The sequence below is a fragment of the Franzmannia qiaohouensis genome (assembly GCF_031451695.1).
In the GTDB taxonomy this organism is placed as follows: domain Bacteria; phylum Pseudomonadota; class Gammaproteobacteria; order Pseudomonadales; family Halomonadaceae; genus Franzmannia; species Franzmannia qiaohouensis.
The window spans coordinates 16217-39617 of sequence record NZ_JARWAM010000009.1; the positions used below are offsets into that span (position 1 = coordinate 16217).

Here is a 23401-nt window from a genome sequence, read left to right on the forward strand (position 1 = left end):
CACCATGTCTGCGATTGGTACCTATCTCGACCACCTGATCTACGGCTACTACCCGTATCTGGTCGGCACCGTCTTCCTGGTCGGCAGCCTGCTGCGCTATGACCACGGTCAGTTCACCTGGAAGACCGGCTCCAGCCAGATGCTCTCGTCGAAGAACATGCGCCTGGGCAGCAACCTCTTCCATATCGGCATCATCGTGATCTTCTTCGGTCACCTGTTCGGCATGCTGACGCCGCACTGGGTCTATTCGCCCTTCCTGCACGCCGGCACCAAGCAGCTGCTGGCCATCGTGGTGGGCGGCATTGCGGGCGCCATGTGCCTGGTGGGCGGTGCGATGCTGCTGCATCGTCGCATCTTCAACCCGCGGGTGCGGGCCTCCTCCAGCACCATGGATACGGTGATCCTCGGGCTGATCGTCTTCCAGGCCTTCCTGGGCATGATCACCATCATCTTCTCGCTGGGACACATGGATGGCGAAATGATGATCACCCTGTCGAGCTGGGCCCAGGCCATCGTCTTCTTCGGCGGCGGCGCTGCCCAGTACATGGACGGTGTCTCCTGGATCTACAAGCTCCATATCTTCCTCGGCCTGACCATCATCCTGCTGTTTCCCTTCTCACGCCTGGTGCACGTGTGGAGCATCCCGCTCGGCTATATCACGCGTCGTTACCAGCTGGTGCGTAAAAAAGGCTAAGGAGTCATCACCATGCAGATGATCGAGATCGAGCAGATCCCGGGGGGCGCGAGCCCCCCTCCCATCCGGGTCGGCGGCGCCACCATCGAGGAATCCGCCATCGCCCAGGAGATGCAGTATCACCCGGCGGACTCCGCGGGTACCGCTCAGCTCAAGGCGGCCCGGGCGCTGGTGGTTCGCGAGCTGCTTTGCCAGCGTGCCGCGGCACTGGGCCTCGGCGACGATTCTGGCGACGCGCTAGACGAAGGCGATGCCGCGATTGCCGCTCTGCTGGAACAGGAGCTGGACGTGCCGGCACCCTCCGAGGAGGACTGTCGCCGTTTCCACGTCGCCCATGCCGAGCGCTTCAGCGAGCCGACCCTCGTGAAAGTGCGCCATGTCCTGCTGCCGGCGGCGCCGGATGACGCCGAGGCCCGGGATGCCGGCTATCGCCAGGGCGAAAAGCTGCTCAAGGGCCTGGCCGAGATCCCCGAGCGCTTTGCCGAGTTCGCCATGCGCCACTCCGCCTGCCCCTCCAGGGAGCAGGGCGGCGAACTGGGCTGGCTGGCGCCGGGCCAGACCGTGGCCGAGCTGGACCGCGCCCTGCAGCACCTGCCCGAGGGCCTGCACGACCGTCCCCTGGCCTCGCGCTACGGCTGGCACCTGGTGGCCGTCGACGAGCGCGTCGAGGGGCGCGCGCTGCCCTATGAGCAGGTCGCCGAGCGTGTGCGACACAGCCTTCGCGAGCAGTCCACTCGCCGAGCCCTGCGCCACTACCTGCTGGTACTGGAGTCGGAGATCGGCGTCGAGGGCATTGCCCTGGATGATGATGCCGCCGGCAGCCTGATGCAGTAAAAGCCGGGGCGTGCTCGGCCCTGCTGCTCGGCGATTACCCTTTTGCATGCCGCCGCCCGATCTGCGGGCGGTCAGGAGGACCCCATGGCCCACGTTCACGCTAACACCCCCTTCGCCCCGCTGGGCATCGCCGTACTGACCGTCTCCGACACCCGCGGGTTCGATGAGGACGGTAGCGGTGACCTGCTCAGCGAGCGGCTCACTGAAGCCGGCCACTCCCTGGTGGAGCGGCGTATCGTCCCCGATGACGTCTACCGTATCCGCGCCGTGGTCTCGAAGTGGGTGGTGCGTGACGATATCCAGGTGGTGCTGGTCAACGGCGGCACCGGCTTTACCCGGCGCGACACCACGCCGGAGGCGCTCATGCCGCTGTTCGACAAGGCCATCGATGGCTACGGCGAGCTGTTCCGCCAGCTGTCGCGGGAGAGCATCGGTACCTCGACGGTTCAGTCGCGTGCCGTGGGTGGGGTGATCGACCGGACCCTGGTCTTTGCCATGCCCGGCTCACCGAAGGCTTGCGCTACCGCCTGGGACGGCATCCTGGCGGCTCAGCTCGATGCCCGCACTCGGCCCTGCAACTTCGTGGCCATGGTGCTCCCCGATGCGGCCCAGCGCTGCGCCAGCCGTCAGGCTCCGGCCGCAGAGCACGAGGCGGACCGCCAGGCGGTGGAGTCATGAGCGGCTGCGGCTGCGCCGAGGTCGTCACGTCGGGCCTGCTGGACCTCTTCGACGCCCGCGGGCGCATGATCGCGGCGGCCCGGCCCGTCACCGGCAGCGAACGGGTGGCGCTGGCCGAGGCCGCCCGCCGGGTACTGGCCGAGGATGTCCTGGCGGCTCTGGACATGCCTGGCGTCGACAACAGCGCCATGGACGGCTACGCCCTGCGCCTGGCCGAGCGCTCTGACCAGGGCCTGCCGGTGGCGCTGCGTGTTCCCGCCGGGGCCGGCGTGATGCACCTGCCGGCGGGGGGCTGTGCGCGTATCTTCACCGGCGCGCCACTACCGCTGGGCGCCGATGCCGTGGTGCCCCAGGAGCGCGTGACCCTGGATGACCGCGGCCGCATGCACATCGAGGGCGAGCTCACCGAGGGGGCCAATATCCGCCGCCGCGGCGAGGAGACCCGAGAGGGCGAGCTGCTGCTGCCTGCGGGGGCGCGTCTGGACGCAGCGGCCATCGCCCTGCTCGCCAGCCACGGCATCGACGAGGTGGTGGTGGTACGCCGCCTGACGGTAGCGCTGCTCTCCACCGGCGACGAGTTGATCGAGCCCGGCACCGCCCGGGTGCCCGGCCAGGTCTACGACAGCAACCGCGCGCTGCTGGGCGCCCTGCTGGATCAGGCCGGCTGCGAGGTGCTCGATCTGGGGGTGATTGCGGACGCTCGCGTTGATCTGCATCAGGCTTTTGGCCTGGCTCGCGACGATGCCGATCTGGTGATATGTACCGGCGGAGTATCGGTGGGGGAAGAGGATCATGTGCGACCGGTTATCGAACGGCTGGGCGGGATTGCCTTTCACGGCGTGGCCATGAAGCCCGGCAAGCCTTTCGCCCTCGGCTACCTGGGCGATTCGCTCCAGGCCGGCACGCCGCTGATTGCCCTGCCGGGCAATCCGGTGGCCTCGCTGGTGGGCTGGCAGCTGCTGGCACTGCCCTTCGTGCAGGTCCGCCAGGGCCGCGAGGCGGCGCCGCTGCAGCGCTTTCCGGTGACTGCCGGCTTCTCCCGGCGCGGCCCCAGGGGGCGTCGTGAGCTGCTGCGCGTGGTGCTGGACTGGGCGGCGGGGACGCCGGTGGCGCGCCTGGCCGGCGGCCAGGGGTCGCACATGCTCAGTGCGGCGAGCCAGGCGCATGGCTATCTGGTGGTCGATGCCAATCAACATGTGGAGGAGGGCCATGCCTACCAATACTGTCCCATCGCCCAGTTCCTCGACTGAGCGGCTCTTCACCCCTTGCAAGCTGCGCAGGCTGGTAGTCGGGGTGCCCTGGCTAGCAGACCTGGGCACACAAGAGGTCGATGCGCTGCTGGACGCGTCGGAGCTGCGAGCCCTGGCACCGCGTGAATGGCTCTTTCGTCAGCAGACCCCGGCCGACTGGCTGCATATCGTCATTAGCGGTGCTACGCGGCTGGTGCGCGTCACCGGTGTCGGACGCACGGCAACCATCCGCTGTGTGGAGCGCGGCGGCACCCTTGGCGAGCTGAGCATGGTCTCCAGTGCCGGCGTCTATCTCTACTCATCCCAGGCGCTGCTGCCCACCCACTTGCTATCCATTCCGGCGCCGCTGTGTCGTGACATCATGGATCGCCAGCCGACCTGTCGAGCCGAGTTCATGAGCCGCCTGGCGCTGGAGCTCACCGACCGGCTGGAAGATTTGGCGCAGCTTACGCAAGGCGACGCCATGTCACGATTGATTGGCTATGTGCTGCGTCAGCTGCCGTCGCATCGCTCGAAAGCCCCGCGGGTGATTCGACTGACCATTCCCAAGCGCTGGCTGGCAGCGCAGCTTTCCATGTCTCCCGAGACCTTGTCGCGTCTGCTGGCCAAGCTCCGCGACAGTGGCGCCATCAATATCGATCAGCAGCGGCTCACCGTGCTGGATGAGCAGAAGCTGCGCGAATTCATGATGACCGACGGCTGAGCTCATCTTATCGACCGGACTGCCGTTGCTACTCCCTGGAGGCCGAAATGTCCCGATCCGCGAGCAACCCCCGCACCCTGATCTACTCCTGCTCCGGCTGCTCCGACGTGGCCCAATTGGCCAACGATGTGGCGCTGCGCCTGGACCACGCTGGCGTGGCCGAGATGTCCTGTATCGCCGGTGTCGGTGGCGGGGTGCCAGGCCTTACGCGCATCGCACGCTCCGGGCGGCCCATCGTCGCCATCGACGGCTGCCAGATGCACTGTGCCAGCCACTGCCTGGCCAATGCCGGCGTCACTCCGACCGAGCATGTCAAGCTATACGAGCGCGGACTACGCAAGCGGCGTGGCCAGCGCTACGCGGAGGAAACCGTGGCCGAAGTGGCGTCCGAAGTAGGGGAGTTAATTGCCCGCTTGCCGATGGGTACTGAGGTCCGCGAATGAACAAGCTCGTCGACGGCTTCGGCCGCACTATCCGCTACCTGCGACTCTCGGTCACTGATCGTTGCGACTTCCGCTGCGTCTACTGCATGGCCGAGGAGATGACCTTCCTGCCGCGTGCCCAGACACTGACCCTGGAAGAGATGACCACTCTGTGCGGTGCCTTCATCGATCTGGGCGTGGAGAAGATCCGCCTCACCGGCGGCGAGCCGCTGGTCAGGCGTGGTATCGAGACCCTGGTATCCAAGGTTGGCGCGATGGAGGGGCTTGCCGACTTCGCCATGACCACCAACGGTGCCGGCCTGAGCAGGTACGCGCATGCCCTGCGCGAAGGGGGGCTAAAGCGCCTCAATATCAGCCTGGACACCCTCGATCCGAACCGCTTTCGCGCGCTCACCCGCAGCGGTGACCTGATGAAGGTCATTGACGGCATTCGTGCCGCCCGTGAGGCCGGCTTCGAACGCCTCAAGCTCAACGCGGTGATCCTCAAGGGGCGTAACGACGACGAGATCCTCGACCTGGTCGAATTCGCGCGCCAGGAGCGAGTCGACATCAGTTTCATCGAGGAGATGCCGCTAGGCGAGGCCATCGGCCATGATCGCGCCGCGACCTTCTGCTCGAGCGATACGGTGCGTGGCATCATCGAGTCGCGCCATACCCTGGTGCCTACCACCGAGACCACCCTCGGCCCTTCACGCTACTTTCGCATGGCCGATAGCGACTCGCGGGTCGGTTTTATCTCGCCGCACAGCCACAACTTCTGCGACGCCTGCAACCGGGTTCGGGTCACCGCCGAGGGGCGCCTGCTGCTCTGCCTCGGCAACGAGCATTCGGTGGACCTGCGCGCCGTGCTGCGCCGCCATCCCGGCGATGGCGAGCGCCTCAAGGAGACCATCGTCGCCGCCATGGCGAAGAAGCCCGAGCGCCACCACTTCACCACCGATGGTGACGTTCAGGTAGTACGCTTCATGAGCATGACGGGGGGATAGCCGATCTGCTGCTTTCAGGAGACGAGAGCGCCTGAAGGCCGGCGGGCTAAAAGCCGGAAGCAAAAAAGCCGACACCTTTTCGAGTATCGGCTTTTTCATATTTGGTCGCGGGGACCGCTGACCTTGAAACCAAAGCGAACCGATGACGGTCATCGCGTTGGCGTTCAATAAAAAAGCCGATACCCTTTCGAGTATCGGCTTTTTCGAAGATGGTAGCGGGGACCGGATTTGAACCGATGACCTTCGGGTTATGAGCCCGACGAGCTACCAGACTGCTCCACCCCGCATCAACGTGTGGCGTATTCTACCGTTTTCTTGCGCTGCGTCAAGAGGTCGTTAAACGGTCGTGCAGCCCGCTCCAGAGCAGCCATACTAGGTATTGAGTGCCGAGGAGCGGCGCTCACCACTCGAGACTGGACGCATTGAGCCGCGTTGCTGAAATCGCGGCGTGGCATCAGGGAGAACTGCATATGACCAACTCAGCACCCGTCGCCTGGGTCACCGGTGGCACTGGCGGCATTGGTACCGCCATTTGCCGGGGCTTGGCCAAGGCGGGCTATCAGGTAGTGGCCGGCTACAATAATCCCGATAAGGCCAAGAATTGGCTGGAGACCCAACGCGCCGACGGCTACGACAACATCGCCCTGTCGGGCGCCAACCTGGTGGACTACGAGGCCTGCGAGGCCGGCGCGAAGGAGATTCGCGACACCTACGGGCCGGTCAGCGTGCTGGTCAACTGTGCCGGCATCACCCGCGATACCACCATGAAGAAGATGAGCCCCGAGCAGTGGCACGAGGTGATCGACTGCAATCTCAATAGCGTCTTCAACACCTGTCGCTGTGTGATCAATGACATGCTCGAGGAGGGCTATGGTCGGATCATCAATATTTCATCGATTAACGGGCGCAAGGGGCAGTTCGGCCAGGTCAACTACTCGGCAGCCAAGGCCGGGATGCACGGGTTGACCATGGCACTGGCGCAGGAGACCGCGACCAAGGGCATCACCGTGAATACCCTGTCGCCAGGCTATATCGCCACCGACATGATCATGAAGATTCCCGAGAAGGTGCGCGAGGCGATCCGCGAGACGATCCCCGTCAAGCGCTACGGGACCCCCGAGGAGATCGCCCACGCGGTGGTGTTCCTGGCCGACAAGCAGGCGGGCTACATCACCGGGGCCAACCTCGATATCAACGGTGGCCAGTTCATGGGCTGACGGAGCGCATGCCAGTATGCGGCACATGGGTGTCGCCAGGGAACGCGAGGCGCAGGCCTCGCGTTCTGCGTTTCAGGGCGGGGGCAGGCGCAGCAGCTGGGTGAGAATGGCGTCCAGTTCCTGCGCCTCGCGCTGCCACAGCTCTGCAGGAACCGGCCCGGTGGCGAGCAGTTCGCGCAGCACCTCGTGGAGTTCTTCGGCCTTGCTCAGCTCGCGGCCGAGCCCCTCGTTGAGGCGCTCCACCTGAATCGCCAGGCGCAGCGGTTCGTCCTGCTGACCGAGGCGACTGCCGGCCAGTAGCGCCAGGTGGACTCGCAGCCGCGCCAGCGACTCCTCGACGTCGTGTAGCGCTGGCGGTTCGCGGCGTCGGGCATTACGCAACCGATGGGCGCTGAGCCAATCCCCGCCGAGGCTGTCATCGGCCTCGACATCATCGGGTGGCTGGCCGCCAAGCGCCGCGGCATCGGCCGCCAGGTGGGCGTTCAGTAACGTCTGCAGTGCCTGCCAGCGGTTGACCTCTTCGGAGACCGCCAGCCGCGCCAGGCGTTCACGTCGGGCGCGCACGATGCCTGACCAGCGCCGCCGCATGCCGTCGCTGCGCCGGCCGGCGGGCAGCGGTTCGAGGGCTTCGGCCTCGTTGATGGCGCTCTCCAATACGCCAGCGTCTGCAGTGGCAGCGGGCTGCCAGCCGTCGAGGCGGTCGATCAGCGCCTGCATGGCATCGAGCTGGCGCTGAGCCCGTTGAGCGCGGTCGTTACGCTCCGCCTCGCGGCTGGCGAAGATACGATCGCAGATACCGCGGAACTCCCTCCATAGCGCCTGCTCCTCGCCCTTAGGGGCACGGCCCAGCGCGCGCCAGCGCTGCTGCAGGCGCTTGGCTTGGTCGGCGCGTCGCTGGCTGGGCTGATCGCCGTCGAGCAGTGCCTGGGCGGCATCGATCAGCTCGCGCTTGGCAGCGGCGATGGATTGGGCGCGCTGGTCGATCAGGGACTGCAGGCCGTGGCGTATGCGGCCGAAGCGACGGCCGACGGCCTCAGCCTGGTCGCGGGGCACCGGCGAATAGCGTCGCCACTGCTCCCGGGCGCGATCGCGGATATCGCGCAGTGCGTCGGGGTCGGCCTCTGGGTCGGGTTTGTCGAGCAGCGCTTCGAGCTGTTCGCAGAGTGCTTCGCGGGCCTCGAGATTACGCTGTCGTTCGGCGTCGAGGGCCTCGCGCCAGGGGGCCAGGCGCTGATGGATGCGATCCGAGCAGGCGCGGAAGTGCGCCGATAACGCACGGTCGGCAGCGGCATCGCCCAGCGATGCCCACTCCTTGACCAGTTGGCGGTGGCGCCGGTCGAGGGCGCTTTCGCTGAGCTGGGTATCCTCGGCCAGCTCCTCAATCGCCTGGCATAGCTGGTCACGCTTGGGGCCGGCAACGAAGCCGCGCCAGTCGCGCAGTTCGGCGAGCTGGGCGCCGAGTCGCTTGAGAGCCGGCTGATGGCGGCGGCGGTGCTCCTCGGGCAACTGCTCAAGGCGCTGGCGCAGCCGCTGGTGCAGGCGGCTGGCACTCTTGAAGGCGCCGCGCTCGAGCAGCGCTCCGAGCTCATCCACCTCGCGCTGGAACTGGACCGGGTCGACAGTGCTGCAGGCGGTTGGCTGCTGTTCGACGCTGCGCACGGCGCGGGCCAGCAGGCTGGTAGGGGGCAGATCGTCGGGCCATGCGCAGGCCGCCAACAGGGCCTGAAGCGCAGCACGATCGCCGGCGGTCAGGGCCTGGTCGAGTTCCGCGGCGCGGGCCCGAAACCGCTCCCAGGCATGGCCGACCCGGTCGTACTCCTCTAGGGCGCGGTCGTAGCGCTGGCGCAGGGCGTCGTCGGGAGCGTGCTGGTCCGACAGCGCCTGCCAGCGGGTCGCCAGCAGGCGCTTCTGGGCGCGCAGGCTGTCGATGTCCTGGGCCGCCAGGTGCTCGCTGCGGAGCAGGCCCTCCAGGGTCTCTTCGAGCGCCTCCAGCAGGCCTTCGCGGGTCTGGTCGGCATCTTCGCGACGCTGGTCGAGGGCCGCGTGAACGTGCTGCTGAGCGTCATGGTCGGTGAGGGTCTTGCGACACTGCAGGCAGGCATCCTGATAGCGGCGTTCCTGCTCGGCGCTGGGCAGATCCTTGAGTGCCTCCCACTCACGCTGCAGGTGGCGATAGCGGCCCGCGTAGAGCGGTTCCCAGGCATGGTGGCCGTGCTGCTCCAGGGCGCTGAGGATGCGCTCGCGCTCCGCTTCGGTGGCGGCCTGCTGAGCGGCATCGGCGCGCAGTGCATTGAGCCGCTCGCGAGCCAGGCGGGCGACCTGCTTGTCGCGCCGCGCCCGGCGGCAGAGCTGCTGCAGGCCGGCTTCGCTGCTCACCCTAACAGCGGCGGCGTGGCGTACTGCGGCAATGCCGTTCTCGCAGGCCTGGACGATCAACGCGTCTTCATCGTCGTCGCTGAGGGCTGCTACGGCGGCCAGGCGCAGTTGCTGATTGTCGCCGTGAAGGGCGATCTCCTGAAGCAACTGCTGGTCGGTGAGGCGCGATACGTGCTCTACGCGCTGGGCCAGCGGCGTGCTGCCAGCGGCACCGACCAGCAGCGCAGCGAGCCGCGTACGCAGCTCGGGGCTTGACTGGCTGTCGATCAGCGTCAGCAGCGGGTCAATGCTCTCGAAGCGAGCCAGCGCGGCCTGGCGAACGCGAGCATCCTCATCACCAGCGAGTTGCTCGAGGACGGCACGCTCCTGTTGCTGCTGAGGATCGAGCTGACCGGCGGCCTGCTGACGACGCTCGGCATCGGGGTGCTGCCAGCGCGGTGCGAACAGTTGACGAAACCATCCTGACATGAAGCTTCCTGGCATGACGACGCGTATCCCTGTGAAAAGCGGCAATCTTGTTGTTCTCTGCGAAGGCCCAGCCTGCTATCTAAGCATGTGACGCGGCAGCGGAAAAGGCCAGCACAGCAGCGGTGTTGCCCGCTGGAGACACTGACAAGTGGCTCGGCTGGTCTTATGATCAGTTGCAGGGACGACGCCCCTCGCTTAGCTTTACTGACATCATCCGACGTGGAGTCCGGCCATGAGCCTGAACGTGGACAGGGCCAGCACAGCCTTTACCTTCAAGGGCGGGATGCTGCCCATGACGGTCATGGAACTGACCAGTGCCGATCCCGAGCGCATTCGTGAGCAACTGGCGGGCAAGCTCAGCCAGTCGCCGGCGTTCTTTCAACACACCCCGGTAGTGCTCAGCGTCGAGAAGCTCGATGAGCCTCACTTGGCGCTGGAGCGCATCTGCGCGGTGTGTCGCGCTCACAAGCTGCTGCCGGTGGCGGTGCGCGGCGGTAGCGACCCGGTCAAGCAGTCGGCCTGGGCGCTGGGCTTGGGGTGGTTTCCGCCCCAGGAGATCAAGCCGCGCAATCTCGAGAGCGTTGCCGCGCCTGCGTCCGAAGAGGCGGCCGACCCGCTGCCGGTTGCTGCCGGTGCCGGTCGCATTCACCGTGGTACGGTGCGCTCGGGTCAGCAGGTCACGGCCCCCGACGGTGATCTGGTGGTGATCGGCGCGGTCAATGCCGGTGCCGAGGTGCTGGCGGCGGGCAGCGTACACGTCTATGGCGCGCTACGCGGCCGCGCCCTGGCCGGCATCCATGGCGATACCCAGGCCGGCATCTTCTGTCGTGAGCTGCATGCCGAGCTGCTCTCTGTCGCCGGCAACTACAAGCGTCTGGAAGACATCGACCCGCGGCTGCTGGGCAGCGCGGTGCAGGTCCGTCTCAGCGACGATCAGCTGGCCATCGCCAGCCTGGCGTGAGCGTGACGACGACACCCCTATAGCAACAGGAAGCTTATCTTGGCCAAGATCATCGTAGTGACCTCCGGCAAGGGTGGGGTCGGCAAGACTACCAGCGCAGCAGCCATCGCCACCGGGCTGGCGCTGCGCGGCAACAAGACGGTTGTGATCGATTTCGACGTGGGCCTGCGTAACCTCGACCTGATCATGGGCTGCGAGCGGCGCGTGGTCTACGACCTGGTCAATGTGATCCAGGGCGAGGCCGGGCTCAATCAGGCGCTGATCCGCGACAAGCGGGTCGACAACCTGCATATCCTGCCGGCCTCCCAGACCCGCGATAAGGATGCGCTGACCAGTGAGGGCGTGGAGAAGGTGCTCGAAAGCCTGTCCGAGGACTTCGATTACATTCTCTGTGACTCGCCGGCGGGAATCGAGCGCGGCGCACAGCTGGCGATGTACTTCGCCGACGAGGCGGTAGTGGTCACCAATCCCGAGGTCTCCTCGGTGCGCGACTCCGACCGTATCCTCGGCCTGCTGGCGTCCAAGACCCGCCGCGCCGAACGCAATCAGGAGCCGATCAAGGAGCACCTGCTGATCACCCGCTATAACCCGGCGCGGGTCGATCATGGCGACATGCTCAATCTCGAGGATATCCGCGAGATCCTGGCGATTGACCTGATTGGCCTGATTCCCGAGTCCGAAGCGGTGTTGCGTGCCTCCAACCAGGGGATTCCGGTCACCCACGATGCCAACAGCGATGCTGGCCAGGCCTACACCGATACGGTCTCGCGGCTACTCGGCGAAGAGGTCCCGCTGCGGTTCCACGAGTACCAGAAGAAGAGTCTGCTGAGCCGGGTATTCGGAGGAGGGCGCCGATGAAACTACTGGATTTTCTCAGAGGTGAGCGCAAGAAGAGTGCATCCGTGGCCAAGGAGCGTCTGCAGATCATCGTCGCCCACCAGCGCAGCCAGCGCGATCAGCCGGACTACATGCCGATGCTGGAGCGGGAACTGCTCGAGGTGATACGGCGCTACGTCAAGGTCGATCAGGATGCCATCAACATCAGCCTCGACCGCGACGACGACTGCTCGGTACTCGAGCTCAACGTCACCCTGCCGCGCAGCTGAGTGGCACGTCGGGGTGGCTGAGCGTGCCCCGGCGATGTGCTAGGCTTGGCGTCCGGCCCGCTGAAGAGAGACGACTTTTCCCATGGCGCAGTCCCCTGCCGCGCCACAGACTTTTCTGTGGCACGATTACGAGACCTTCGGCGCCGACCCGCGGCGTGATCGCCCCTCCCAGTTTGCCGCCATTCGCACCGATGCCGACTTCAACGAGATCGGTGAGCCGCTGATGTGGTACTGCAAGCCGGCCGACGACTACCTGCCGCACCCCCAGGCCTGCCTGATCACCGGCATCACGCCACAGCAGGCGCGCCGGCGTGGCATGCCCGAAGCAGAATTCGCCGGCCACATCAATGCAGCGATGAGCGAGCCCGGCACTTGCGCCCTGGGCTACAACAGCCTGCGTTTCGATGACGAGGTCAGCCGCCACCTGTTCTATCGCAACTTCCTCGATCCTTACGCCCGCGAGTGGCAGAACGGCAATTCGCGCTGGGACCTGATCGACGTCGTGCGCGCCTTCCACGCCCTGCGCCCCGAGGGCATCGAGTGGCCGCAGCGCGAGGACGGCGCACCGAGTTTCAAGCTCGAGCACCTCACCGCGGCCAACGGTATCGAGCACGCCGGTGCCCATGATGCCCTGGCCGACGTGCGCGCCACCATCGCCATGGCGCGGCTGCTCAAGACACGTAATCCGCAGCTGTTCGACTACCTGCTGAAACTGCGCAGCAAGCGCGAGGTGGCCAGGCTGCTGGATATCCCCTCACGCAAGCCGATGCTGCACGTATCGCGGCGTTACCCGGCGAGCCGCGGCTGCAGCGCGCTGGTGATGCCGCTGGCCGAGCATCCCACCAACCCCAACGGGGTGATCGTCTACGATCTGGGCGACGATCCGGCGCCGCTGTTTTCGCTGTCGCCCGAGGAGATTCGTGCGCGGGTCTTCGTCGGCGCCGACGAGCTGGCCGAAGGCGAGACGCGCATTCCACTCAAGGTGATCCATATCAACAAGAGCCCGGTGGTGCTGCCGATCAAGGCGGTGACTGCCGAGGTGGCCGCGCGGCTGTCGCTGGACCGCACGCGCTGCGAGCAGCACTGGCAGGCGCTGTGCGCCAACCCTGAGGCGGCGCGCAAGGCCGCCGCGGTGTTTGCCGAGCCGCCCCCCGAGGGGCCCCAGGACCCCGATCTGATGCTCTACTCCGGCGGCTTCTTCTCGCCGGCGGATCGCCAGCAGATGCAGCGGGTGCGCGATACCGATCCCTGGGAGCTGGGCGAGACCGCCTTCGCCTTCCAGGACCCGCGCCTCGAGGAGATGCTGTTCCGCTTTCGTGCGCGGAGCTATCCCGACACCCTGTCCAGTGAGGAGCAGGCGCGCTGGGAGGAGTTCCGCTGGGCGCGCATGAACGATGCCAGCTTGGGTGGCTTGACCCTGGCCGGCTTCGCCCGTGAGATCGAGCGCCTCAACCAAGTGGCGCTGGACGACCGCGAGCGGCAGGTGCTCGAGGAACTGGTGATGCACGTCGAGTCGATCGTGCCGCCCCAGGCCTTCGGCTGACGCGAGTCGTCGATAGCCCAAACCACCGCGCCCGGCCAACTTGGCCGGGCGCGGTGCGTTCAGGGGCAGCCGATCAGTCGTCGGGCAGCGGCAGCGGTTCCAACTCCTCGCTGGCGCTGGCCACGTCGCTGGCCTCGTCGCCGGGGTCGAAGGTGACGTCGACCACCGCATCGCGGCGCAGGCTCGGCCATACCTCGCGCAGCTCGTCGGCGGACACCTCCATGACCCGTGCGGCAAGGCGCTCGCGACGGTCGAAGTCGGTATCGCCGTAGGCCAGCGCCTGCCACTGGCGGTTGGTCAGGCTGCCGAGCGAGGTGTCGCGGGTCAGCAGACGGTCGCGTACCGACTGGCGATAGGCGGCGATGTCGTCGTCCTCAAGATCTTCCAGGCGCGCCTCGAAGTCGTCGAGAAAGGCATCGATGCGCTCGCCGATGGTGGCGCTGTCGGTCTCCGGAGACTGCACCACCAGCGCCACGCCGGGAGCGTCGAGCAGCGGTGAGTAGCCGGCATTGACGATGTAGCCGAGCTGCTCCTCGGTACGCAGCCGGGTGTAGAACGGCGTATCGATGAGCTGTGCCAGCACCGCCAGGCGGGCCTGGCTGTCGAGGCTGCGGTCGGCGCCCTGCAGGTAGCGCAGTACCAGCGACTCCTGGCGCGCGGTGTCGGGGTGCAGTGGTGCCAGGTCGCTGGCGCGCAGCGGTTCGAGGCGCGGGATATCGCCCTCGCCGAGCTGCGGACGCAGCGCATCGGCGACCATCCGCGCCTCGCGTTCGGCGAGTTCGGCGGGCAGGTTGCCGACCACCATTGCCTCTAGGCGCAGTTCGTCGAGGAACTGGCGGCGGAAGTCGCGCAGGTCGTCGGCCTCGAGTTCGCGCACCGCCTCGAGCAGCACCGGGGTCGACCACTGGGGGCGAATCAGCGCTTCGCCGAGGGTGCGATAGGCCTGCTGATGCAGCGCCGCCTGCGGGGCGTTGCGCCACTCGCGCTCGAGGCGATAGCGCACCCGCTCGACGGCGCCGTCGCTGATCTCACCCTCGATCAGCTGCGACAGCGCCTGGCGCATCAGTAGCTCCTGGCGGTCGCGCCAGCCCGAGAAGGAGAGCGTCATGCCGCGAGAGTGGGCGTAGGACTCGAAGCGCTGGCCGGCTAGCCGCGCCGGGTAGAAGGCCTCGTTGAGGCTGTCGTCGAGCCACCCGGCCAGCAGCCGGGTCAGCGCCGCATCCCGGGCGCTGCGCGTCGCTTGGGGATGCTGGAGGCTGAAGCGCCACTCGACCTTGGGCGTGTTGAAACCGGCGTGAGCCTGATGCCATAGCGAGAAGCGGTCGCCCTCGATCAGCGGGTAGGGCACGTCATCCTGCGCCTCGAGCAGGGTAAGGTCCTCGGCGATAAAGGGGTTGGGATCGGGCAGTGCCAGGCCCGGCAGCGGCTCGGCGTCGGCCCACTCGGCCGGGTGCTCGACCCGGTAGGGTGCATCGAACCACGGCGAGACCTCGTCGCCCTCGACGTCGGGACCGCTATAGACACGTAGCAGATTGTCCTGGCGCAGGGCCTCGAGATACTCGGCGATGCGCTCGCCGTCGAAGCCATCCATGCGGTAGGCGGCATAGTGCACGTCTTCGCTGGGATAGTAGGCCAGGTTCATGGACAGTCGCATGGCGCTGCGCAGGGGCGCGCCGTGCTGCTGGAAGGTGAATTCCTGCTCGGCGAGGCTGGCCTGCTCGTCGTAGCGCCACTCGTCCAGACCCTCGTCGGCAATCAGTGCCACCTTGTCGAACAGGGTGGCGTGGATGGTGTCGATGGCCTCGGCGCCGCTCGGCGTCAGGCTAACGGTCACGGTGAACAGCGCCTGATTGCCATCGCCCCGGCTGACGCCGGCGGACAGCCCGTCGGCCAGGCCGGCCTCGCGCAGTACCGCCAGCAGGCTGCCCTCGCCCTCGTGGCCGAGCAGGTTGGCGATATAGTCGGCGGGCTTGGTGCGGTACTCGTCGCGGGGGTCGTCGATGGGGAATTGAAAGCGCAGTTCGCGGCTGTCGCGCAGGCTCTGGATCTCCAGCGCCTGGGGCATACTGTCGTCGAGTACCAGCGGCACGTCGATGCTCGGCGGCTCGAGACCGCGGTCGGCGATCTCGACGAAGCGCTCCTGAACCAGTCCTTCCAACTCATCCAGCGACTGTGGGCCGACCAGCGCCAGATTCATGACGTTGGCGTCGTAGTACTGTTCGTAAAACTCGATCACTCGCTCGCGCAGGCTCGGCTCGCCTTCTGGGCGGTCGGCGAGGGTCTCACGGCTGCCCACCGCGAAGCGCGTGGTGGGGTTGTCGGGGTTGAGGCGCTGATTGACCACGTCGAGCTGGCGGCGGCCTTCGTCGCGGATTCTGGCCTGGTACTCGGAGTGCACGATGCTGCGCTCGCTGGCCAGCTGGTCGGCGTTGAACAGGGGCGAAATGAAGAACTGGCTGAAGCGATCGAGGGCACCGGGCAGCGCCTCGGGCTCGATGTCGAAGAAGTAGTTGGTATCGCCGGGGGCGGTAAAGGCGTTGTGGCTGCCACCGTGGCGCGAGATGTAGCTCTGATAGGCGTCGGCCTCGGGGAACGGCTCGGTGCCCAGGAACAGCATATGCTCGAGGAAGTGGGCCAGGCCGGCAAGGTCGTCGGGATCCTGGGCGCTGCCCACGCTGACGTTCATCGAGGCGGCGGCCTTGTCGGCCTCAGGGTCGCTGACCAGCAGCACATTGAGCCCGTTGTCGAGGGTCAGGGTGCGATAGTCGCGGGTATCGTGGGGGCTCATATGCGGCGTGTCGACCTCGGCTATCCCCTCGTCGTCTGCCTGCAGAGGGGAGGCGATAAGCCCGGCGATCAGGGCGGCGCCGAGTAGCGAACGTCCCAGGCGCGGCACATCGGCACGGGCGACGCCCGGGGCGGTAAAAGAGGACGTAATGCGCATCATGTCTCCTGTGCGGTGGTCCAGCGATGCATGGGGCCGGTGGGGTGAGCACAGGCCCAGTCCTGATGCGAAGGATCATTGACTCGTCTTGATACAGGAAAAGCGCCCAACAGTTCCAAATCTGGCGGGTTCAATAGTTGGCGGGCCTCTGCCGGGGGCGTGGCTGGGTCGAGCCAGTGGCGCGCCTGGGCCGGGGCTATCACCGCCGGCAGACGTTCGCTGAGCGGTGCCAGCAGCGCGTTGCTGGCGACGGTGATCAAGGCGCAGGAGTCATGATGCTCGGTCGGGGCAGTGTGGTAGCGACACCACAGGCCGGCCAGCAGCAGTGGCTGGCGCTGGTGGTGGGTGATCAGGAACGGCTGTTTCATGCGCGGCTGCGGCTTCCACACGTAGACGCCACTGACCGGGATCAAGCAGCGGCGAGCGGCGAAGGCCTCGCGGAACATGGCTCGGCTGTCGAGTGACTCGGCGCGGGCGCAGTGCGGCGCATGGTCGAGGATCTTGAGCCACGGCGGGGTCAGCCCCCAGAAGGCGCTGCTCAGCCGCGGGCCGCCGGCGGCGTGGTGCAGCATCGACAGCGGTCGGCGGGGTGCCAGGTTGGGGCTGGCGAGCAGTGCGTCGAGCGTCTCGATGCCGCCCAGCAGGCCCTCGAGGTCGAGCGTTGGGGCAATATAGAGCCGGCCGGCCATGGACACTCCTGGATAGCGACGAGGCGTCAGGGTAACCAACTCGGGCCGCCCGCGAAAGCGCCCTGGGTGATACCGGGCTTGCGTTTGACTCAGGTATCGATATGCTGTCCGGAAACACTGTTCGAATAGTGCATTCACTCGCGAGGAAGCCGATGGCTCGTCCCAGACAGCACGCGCCCGAGGCGCTGCATGCGCAGGTCATGGCCGCATGCGACGCCTGGCTGCAGGAGCGGCCCGTGCATACGCTGTCGCTACGCGCCCTGGCGCGCGAAGTGGGCTGTGCGCCAAGCACCTTGCTCAAGCTTTACGGCAGCTTCGGCAACCTCTTGCAGCACGTCAACGTCGAGACCCTGGGGCGCCTCAAACTGGCCATCGAGGGGCTGGCGGCGGCCACCCCCGAGCCGCGCCTAAAAGGCCTGGCCACCGCCTACTGGCAGTTTGCCCAGCAGGATCGCTACCGTTGGCAGCTGCTGTTCGACTATCCGCTGGCCGAGGAGGGCGAGCTCGATCAGCGCCAGAGCGACATGATCGAAGCGCTGTTCGTGCGCGTCGAGGCGACGCTCAAGGAGTACCAGCCGGCGCTGGACGACGCCGAGGCGCGACGCCTGGCGCGCACCCTGTGGGGCAGCGTCCATGGCCTGGTGCAGTTGGGGCTCAACCAGCGCTTGGGCTATTGGCAGGATCAGCAGCTCGAAGTCGGTGAACTGCTCGATCAGCTGCTGACCACGATTCTCGCCGGCCTGCGGCAGCCGTCGAGTGCCTCGTGAGTCGGTTGATCACCCAGCGTCGCTTTGCCCCGCTGTTCTGGACTCAGGCGCTCGGGGCGCTCAACGATAATCTGCTGCGTACCCTGCTGCTGCTGGTACTGGTGTTTGCCGCACTGCCCGATGACCCGTTACGCCAGGGGGTGGCGACCAATCTGGCGGTGGCGCTCTTCATTCTGCCGTTCCTGCTCTTTTCTGCCTGGGGCGGGGTGCTGGCCGACCGGCTCGACAAGCAGCGCCTGATCCGTCGCCTCAAGCTGTTCGAACTCGGCATCATGCTGCTCGCCGCGGCAGTGGTGTGGTTGGAGAGTCGTTTGCTGCTGTATGGCCTGCTGCTGTTGATGGGCGTGCAATCGGCGCTGTTTGGTCCGGTCAAGTACGCCATCCTGCCTCAGCACCTGTCCCCTACCGAACTGGTACGCGGCAACGCCTGGGTGGGCTTTGGCACTTTTGCGGCGATTCTCGCTGGTACCCTGTTGGCCGGGCTGGTAGCGACGCTGCCACCCACCGCGGCGCGGCCGGTGGCACTGTTGGCGCTGCTGGCGGTGGCCGTCTCTGGTCTCGCGGCCAGCCTGATGATCCCTGCGGCGCCGCCGCCGAGCAGCGAGAAGGTGCCACGCCATCCGCTGGCCAGTATCTGGGCGGTGCTCGGCGATAGCCTGCGCTCACCCCAACTGCTGCCGGCGATGCTGGGCATCAGTGCCTTCTGGTTCCTGGGTACCGGCTACCTGACCCTGCTGCCGGCCTGGGCCAGCCAGGTCGTTGGCGGTCAGGCCTCGGCCTTCAATCTACTGTTGGCGGCCTTTGCCCTGGGGGTGGGGGCCGGGGCAATGCTATGTGCGCGGCTCTCGGCGGGGCGGCTCGAGCTGGGGCTGGTGGTGCTGGGGGCGTTGCTGATGGGCGTCGGAGGCCTGTGGCTGGCCGGTGCGGCTCCCTTGGGGCTGACGGCTGCGACCGCCGGCGAGTTGATGCTGCAGCTCGGCTTCTGGCGGATGCTGGCGGCGTTGGCACTGGTGGGCATCGGCGGTGGGCTGTATATCGTGCCGCTCTACACCCTGATCCAGCTGCTCAGCCGCGAACGCCAGCGGGCGCGGATGATCGCCGCCAACAATATCTTCAATGCGCTGCTGATGCTGACCGCGGCGCTATTCGGCATGCTGATGCTGGGCGTGGTGGGGGTCGGCCTGCCGACCTTCGTGGCGAGTCTCGGTGGCATCGCGTTGCTGATCGGCCTGGGGCTGCTGGTGCGTGGCCCGCGGCCGCTGCTGCGGCTGCTGATCTTCGCCCTGGTGCACCTGATCTATCGGCTCAAGTTTCGCGGTCGCGATCATATCCCTGCGCGCGGCGCGGCGCTGGTGGTGTGCAATCACGTCAGCTTCATGGATGCGCTGGTGATCGGCGGCGCCAGCCCGCGGCCGCTGCGCTTCCTGATGGACCGGCCGATCTACGAGTCACCGTGGCTCAACTGGTGGTTCCGCATCGTCGGTGCGATTCCGGTGGATGCCGACCGTCGCGACCCGGGTAGCGTGCGCCGCGCGCTGGACGAGGTCAGCCACGCACTGCGCCATGGCGAGGTGGTGATGCTGTTTCCCGAGGGGCGGCTGACGCCGGATGGCGATATCCACCCCTTTCGCCGCGGGCTGGACATCATCCTGGCGCGTGACCCGGTGCCGGTGGTGCCGGCCGGGCTGGCCGGGCTGTGGGGATCCTGGACATCACACCGGGATGGGCGTGCGCTGACCAAGTGGCCGCGCCGCTTCCGCGCGCGGGTGGCGCTCTATTTTGGTGAGCCGCTGTCGCCGCAGGCGGCGCGCTGCGGGATGCTCGAGGCGCGGGTGCGCGAACTCAAGACCGAGGCCGACGGCTGGGCGCTGCCGGCGCCGCGTGGCGAAAGCTGACGGATTCAGCTGCGGCGCGGCGTGCGACGATTGTGCTGCCAGCAGCGCGCCGAGGTGATCAGCTTGTCCTTGACCTGCAGGATTTCCATGCGAGTGGTGCCGACCTGTAGCGAGGCCGGGCCGTCGGGGAACGACTCGAGATGCTCGAGAATCAGGCCGTTGAGGGTCTTGGGGCCGTCGGTGGGCAGCTGCCAGCCCAGCGACTTGTTGATCTCGCGAATGTTGGCGGTGCCCTCGATCACGTAGCTGCCGTCGTCCTGCAGGTGGATCTCCTGGTGCATCCCCGCCACGTCGGTAGTGAACTCGCCGACGATCTCTTCGAGAATGTCCTCCAGGGTCACCAGGCCCTCCACGTCACCGTACTCGTCGACCACGATGCCGATGCGTCGCTTCTGCTGCTGGAAGTTGAGCAACTGAGTGTGCAGCGGGGTCGATTCGGGAATGAAGTAGGGCTCGCGGGCCTCCTGCACGATCGAGGCCTTGGTGACCTCGTTCTTGGACAGGAAGCGCGCCGCGTTGCGCAGGTGCAGCATGCCGATGATGTTGTTGATGTCGCCCTTGAAGACCGGGATGCGGGTGTGCTGGCTGGTACGGATCTGCGCCAGGATACTCTCCAGGTCGTCCTCGAGATCGATGCCCACCACCTCGTGGCGCGGCACCATGATGTCGTTGACGGTGACGTTCTCCAGGTCGAGGATCGACAGCAGCATGGCCTGGTGGCGGTGCGGGATCAGGGTGCCGGCTTCATGGACCACGGTGCGCAGTTCGTCACGGGTCAGGTTGTCGGCGCCGCCATCGATGTTCTTGACGCCGATCAGCCTGAGCAGGCCGTTGGAGATGGCGTTGACCAGCCACACCAGTGGATAGAGCAGCTTGAGCAGCGGCTCGAGGATCACCGAGGCGGGGTAGGCGATGCGCTCGGGTTTTACTGCGGCGTAGGTCTTGGGCGTGACCTCGGCGAAGATCAGGATCACGATGGTCAGCACCAGCGGGGCCACGGCCGGTCCGGTCACGTCGCCGAGAAAGTGGATGGCGAGCACCGTGGCGATGGCGGCGGCCAGATTGTTGACCAGGTTGTTGCCGATCAGGATCACGCCGATCAGGCGGTCGGGCCTGGCCAGCAGGCGCAGCACCCGCTTGGCGGCGCGCTCGCCGCTGCCGGCCTGGTGGCTCAGGCGGTAGCGGTTGATCGACATCATGCCGGTTTCGGAACTAGAGAAGAACGCCGACAGACAGATGAGTAGAAACAGCAGGCCGAACAGCAGTCCCAGCGGGAAGTCGTCGCTCAAGTTGGGTGAGTCCTCAATGGCATGTCAGGCTCGTTTGTAGGGATTCGGTGCTGGCCTGTCAAGGCATCACGGTGGTGGTTCAGCCGCGCTGGAAGACGATCTCGAGCACGAACCTGCTGCCGAAGTAGGCGAGCAGCAGCAGCGCGGTGCCGCCCAGGGTCCAGCGTACCGCGCGCAGGCCGCGCCAGCCGCGGAAGTGGCGACCGGCAAGCAGGATCGCAAACAGCACCCAGGCGGCCAGCGACAGGATCGTCTTGTGTGCCAGGTGCTGGGCGAACAGGTTATCGAGGAACACGAAGCCACTGGCGATCGACAGGGTGAGCAGCAGCATGCCGGCCCAGATCAATTCGAACAGCACCCGCTCCATAGTGGTCAGCGGCGGCAGCGCCTGGACCAGGCCGCGGATATGGTGGTGACGCAGGGCCTGATTCTGCAGCCCCACCAGCACCGCCTGTACCGCCGCGATGGCCAGCACTGCAAAGGCCAGCGTCGAGCTGATCACGTGTAGCGCGATCCCCGGCGTCAGGCCGCTGTCGCGGGCCGGTGCGGGCAGGCCCACGGCCAGCAGCAGGCTGGCGGCGGCCAGCGGGAACAGCGCGGTGGCGACGTTGATGATCGGCTTGACCATGCTGCCGCCGAGCAGCACGGCGGTGATCACGGCGCTCACCACGGCGGTGCTGGACGACAGTCCCAGCCACAGGCCGTCGGCCTCGCGCATCATGGCCACGATCACCAGCGCATGACAGAGCAGTGCTGCCGCCCCGACGCCGCGCACTAGCGCCGGGCGCGAAGGCACCCGGCGCACCAGCGTCAAGCCCTGCCAGGAGGCCGCGCCGAGGTAGAGAATCATGGCAAGAAGGGCAAAAGGGAGCGCCTGCATCGGTAGCTGTCCATGCGCCGTCGAAGTCGGCAGTTGGCTGGAAATGAGATCCGAGCCGCTACTATACCCAATCCGCTCGACGCCGCCCAGCCGGCGCCATGGAGACTGGCCCGGGTTGTGCGTATAATCATCGCCCAACGCCAAGGCACATTGCCGGAGAGGCATCATGTTCGAGAATCTGTCGGAGCGTCTATCGAAGACGCTCAAGTCCATCAGCGGTCACGCCAAGCTGACCGAGGACAACATCAAGGATACATTGCGCGAGGTGCGTCGGGCGCTGCTCGAGGCCGACGTCGCACTGCCGGTGGTCAAGGCCTTCATCGACCGGGTGCGCGAGCGCGCGGTGGGGCAGGAGGTCTCCAAGAGCCTGTCGCCGGGCCAGCAGTTCGTCAAGATCGTCCAGCAGGAGCTCGAGGCGGTCATGGGCGAGGCCAACGAGGGGCTAAGCCTCAAGGGCTCGCCGGCGGTGGTGCTGATGGCCGGCCTGCAGGGTGCGGGTAAGACTACCTCGGTGGCCAAGCTGGCGCGCTATCTCAAGGAGCGCGAGAAGAAGAAGGTGCTGGTGGTCTCCGCCGACGTCTATCGTCCGGCGGCCATCGACCAGCTCGAGACCCTGGCCAGCGAGGTCGGCGTCGAGTTCTTCCCGTCGCGCAGCGACCAGCAGCCGGTGGCCATCGCCGAGGCGGCGATCAAGCACGCCAAGATCCAGTTCCACGACGTGGTGCTGGTGGATACCGCCGGTCGCCTCGCCATCGACGACGCGATGATGGCCGAGATCCAGGCGCTGCATAAGGCGGTCTCGCCCCAGGAAACCCTGTTCGTGGTCGATGCCATGACCGGTCAGGATGCCGCCAACACCGCCAAGGCCTTCCACGAGGCGCTGCCGCTGACCGGGGTGATCCTGACCAAGGCCGACGGCGACGCGCGTGGCGGGGCGGCGCTATCGGTGCGCCATGTCACCGGCAAGCCGATCAAGTTCATGGGCATGGGCGAGAAGGTCGATGCCCTGGAGCCCTTCCATCCCGACCGGGTGGCATCGCGGATCCTCGGCATGGGCGACGTGCTGTCGCTGATCGAGGAGGCCGAGCGCACCGTCGACAAGGCCAAGGCCGACAAGCTGGCCAAGAAGGTCAAGAAGGGCGACGGCTTCGATCTCGAGGACTTCCGCGACCAGCTGCAGCAGCTCAAGAAGATGGGCGGCATGGGCGGCCTGATGAGCAAGCTGCCGGGCATGGGGCAGATGGCCGAGATGGCCCAGGGGCCCGGGCCCGAGAAGGAGCTCGGCAAGCTCGAGGCGCTGATCAACTCGATGACGCCCAAGGAGCGCCACAAGCCGGAGATCATCAACGGCTCGCGCAAGCGGCGTATCGCCGCCGGCGCCGGCCTGCAGGTGCCGGACCTCAACCGCCTGCTCAAGCAGCACAAGCAGATGCAGAAGATGATGAAGAAAGCCGGCAAGAAGGGCGGCATGCAGAAGATGATGCGCGGTATGTCCGGCATGATGGGCGGCGGCGGGCCGGGAGGCCCCGGTGGCCCGATGGGCGGTGGTGGCATGGGCGGCCCGGGGGGCATGGGCGGTCCCGGCGGCTTCCCGTGGCGCTGAGCGCCCGGCCAAGGCGGAAAAAGGTTTCCAACCGGGGGCGTTTTCCGTAGAATGCTGCGTCTTCGTGGCATGACC

The 23401-nt window shown here is 66.8% G+C and carries 20 protein-coding genes and 1 tRNA gene; 15 read left to right on the forward strand and 6 right to left on the reverse strand.

Annotated elements, in window-relative coordinates; genetic code table 11:
• Positions 1-4 precede the first annotated feature (4 nt).
• The 7 genes from narI to moaA all read left to right on the forward strand — a co-directional run bounded on the left by narI (position 5) and on the right by moaA (position 5588).
• Complete coding sequence (gene narI, locus QC821_RS13300) at positions 5-694, forward strand: respiratory nitrate reductase subunit gamma (protein WP_309722289.1); 690 nt, start codon at positions 5-7, stop codon at positions 692-694.
• Positions 695-706: 12 nt separating this feature from the next.
• On the forward strand, positions 707-1528 hold the full coding sequence (locus QC821_RS13305) for a peptidylprolyl isomerase (protein WP_309722292.1): 822 nt from the start codon (positions 707-709) through the stop codon (positions 1526-1528).
• An 84-nt stretch (positions 1529-1612) separates the two neighbouring features.
• Entirely contained in the window at positions 1613-2206 is a 594-nt protein-coding gene (gene moaB / locus QC821_RS13310; RefSeq protein WP_309722295.1) for a molybdenum cofactor biosynthesis protein B, read from the forward strand.
• Positions 2203-3456 carry a molybdopterin molybdotransferase MoeA gene (locus QC821_RS13315; protein WP_309722298.1) on the forward strand — a complete coding sequence of 418 codons (1254 nt, stop codon included), beginning with the start codon at positions 2203-2205 and terminating at the stop codon, positions 3454-3456. Before moaB ends, QC821_RS13315 begins: the two co-directional genes overlap by 4 nt.
• Positions 3416-4159 (forward strand): Crp/Fnr family transcriptional regulator, encoded by a 744-nt coding sequence (locus QC821_RS13320; protein WP_309722301.1) that lies wholly within the window; start codon positions 3416-3418, stop codon positions 4157-4159. Before QC821_RS13315 ends, QC821_RS13320 begins: the two co-directional genes overlap by 41 nt.
• Before the next feature lie 47 nt (positions 4160-4206).
• Positions 4207-4602 carry a putative zinc-binding protein gene (locus tag QC821_RS13325; RefSeq protein WP_076746187.1) on the forward strand — a complete coding sequence of 132 codons (396 nt, stop codon included), beginning with the start codon at positions 4207-4209 and terminating at the stop codon, positions 4600-4602.
• Complete coding sequence (gene moaA, locus QC821_RS13330; RefSeq protein WP_076746188.1) at positions 4599-5588, forward strand: GTP 3',8-cyclase MoaA; 990 nt, start codon at positions 4599-4601, stop codon at positions 5586-5588. Before QC821_RS13325 ends, moaA begins: the two co-directional genes overlap by 4 nt.
• 210 nt (positions 5589-5798) lie before the next feature.
• Here the strand turns inward: moaA and QC821_RS13335 are convergent.
• Positions 5799-5875, reverse strand: a tRNA-Met gene (locus QC821_RS13335).
• A 183-nt stretch (positions 5876-6058) separates the two neighbouring features.
• On the opposite strand from QC821_RS13335, the gene phbB reads away from it, so the two are divergent.
• A complete protein-coding gene (phbB, locus tag QC821_RS13340) occupies positions 6059-6805 on the forward strand; it encodes an acetoacetyl-CoA reductase (RefSeq protein ID WP_309722307.1) in 747 nt (248 codons plus the stop codon).
• Between the two features lie 72 nt (positions 6806-6877).
• On the opposite strand, the gene QC821_RS13345 is transcribed toward phbB, so the two are convergent.
• A complete protein-coding gene (locus QC821_RS13345) occupies positions 6878-9649 on the reverse strand; it encodes a DUF349 domain-containing protein (protein ID WP_309722310.1) in 2772 nt (923 codons plus the stop codon).
• Between the two features lie 232 nt (positions 9650-9881).
• On the opposite strand from QC821_RS13345, the gene minC reads away from it, so the two are divergent.
• From minC to sbcB, 4 genes are all read left to right on the forward strand, one after another.
• Entirely contained in the window at positions 9882-10610 is a 729-nt protein-coding gene (minC, locus tag QC821_RS13350) for a septum site-determining protein MinC (protein WP_309722313.1), read from the forward strand.
• Positions 10611-10649: 39 nt separating this feature from the next.
• On the forward strand, positions 10650-11468 hold the full coding sequence (gene minD, locus QC821_RS13355; protein ID WP_309722316.1) for a septum site-determining protein MinD: 819 nt from the start codon (positions 10650-10652) through the stop codon (positions 11466-11468).
• Positions 11465-11716 carry a cell division topological specificity factor MinE gene (minE, locus tag QC821_RS13360; protein WP_076746231.1) on the forward strand — a complete coding sequence of 84 codons (252 nt, stop codon included), beginning with the start codon at positions 11465-11467 and terminating at the stop codon, positions 11714-11716. Before minD ends, minE begins: the two co-directional genes overlap by 4 nt.
• An 82-nt stretch (positions 11717-11798) precedes the next feature.
• The gene (gene sbcB, locus QC821_RS13365; protein WP_309722321.1) at positions 11799-13259 is read left to right on the forward strand and encodes an exodeoxyribonuclease I; all 1461 of its coding nucleotides are present in this window, start codon (positions 11799-11801) and stop codon (positions 13257-13259) included.
• Positions 13260-13332: 73 nt separating this feature from the next.
• Here the strand turns inward: sbcB and QC821_RS13370 are convergent, their stop codons facing one another.
• Positions 13333-16203: an insulinase family protein gene (locus QC821_RS13370; protein WP_309722324.1), complete on the reverse strand. Its 2871-nt coding sequence runs from the start codon at positions 16201-16203 to the stop codon at positions 13333-13335.
• The gene (locus QC821_RS13375; RefSeq protein WP_309722327.1) at positions 16203-16892 is read right to left on the reverse strand and encodes an SOS response-associated peptidase; all 690 of its coding nucleotides are present in this window, start codon (positions 16890-16892) and stop codon (positions 16203-16205) included. Before QC821_RS13375 ends, QC821_RS13370 begins: the two co-directional genes overlap by 1 nt.
• A gap of 152 nt (positions 16893-17044) precedes the next feature.
• On the opposite strand from QC821_RS13375, the gene QC821_RS13380 reads away from it, so the two are divergent.
• Together QC821_RS13380 and QC821_RS13385 are read left to right on the forward strand one after the other, a co-directional pair.
• Positions 17045-17659 carry a TetR/AcrR family transcriptional regulator gene (locus tag QC821_RS13380; RefSeq protein ID WP_309722330.1) on the forward strand — a complete coding sequence of 205 codons (615 nt, stop codon included), beginning with the start codon at positions 17045-17047 and terminating at the stop codon, positions 17657-17659.
• A complete protein-coding gene (locus tag QC821_RS13385) occupies positions 17656-19554 on the forward strand; it encodes an MFS transporter (protein ID WP_309722332.1) in 1899 nt (632 codons plus the stop codon). Before QC821_RS13380 ends, QC821_RS13385 begins: the two co-directional genes overlap by 4 nt.
• A 5-nt stretch (positions 19555-19559) precedes the next feature.
• Here QC821_RS13385 and QC821_RS13390 read toward each other — a convergent pair whose 3' ends face one another.
• Both QC821_RS13390 and QC821_RS13395 read right to left on the reverse strand, forming a co-directional pair.
• Complete coding sequence (locus QC821_RS13390; protein WP_309722335.1) at positions 19560-20843, reverse strand: HlyC/CorC family transporter; 1284 nt, start codon at positions 20841-20843, stop codon at positions 19560-19562.
• 79 nt (positions 20844-20922) lie between these two features.
• Positions 20923-21723 carry a cytochrome C assembly family protein gene (locus tag QC821_RS13395; protein ID WP_309722339.1) on the reverse strand — a complete coding sequence of 267 codons (801 nt, stop codon included), beginning with the start codon at positions 21721-21723 and terminating at the stop codon, positions 20923-20925.
• 166 nt (positions 21724-21889) lie between these two features.
• Here QC821_RS13395 and ffh point away from each other — a divergent pair, with 166 nt between their 5' ends.
• Positions 21890-23326: a signal recognition particle protein gene (gene ffh, locus QC821_RS13400; protein WP_309722342.1), complete on the forward strand. Its 1437-nt coding sequence runs from the start codon at positions 21890-21892 to the stop codon at positions 23324-23326.
• The last annotated feature ends 75 nt before the right edge of the window (positions 23327-23401 follow it).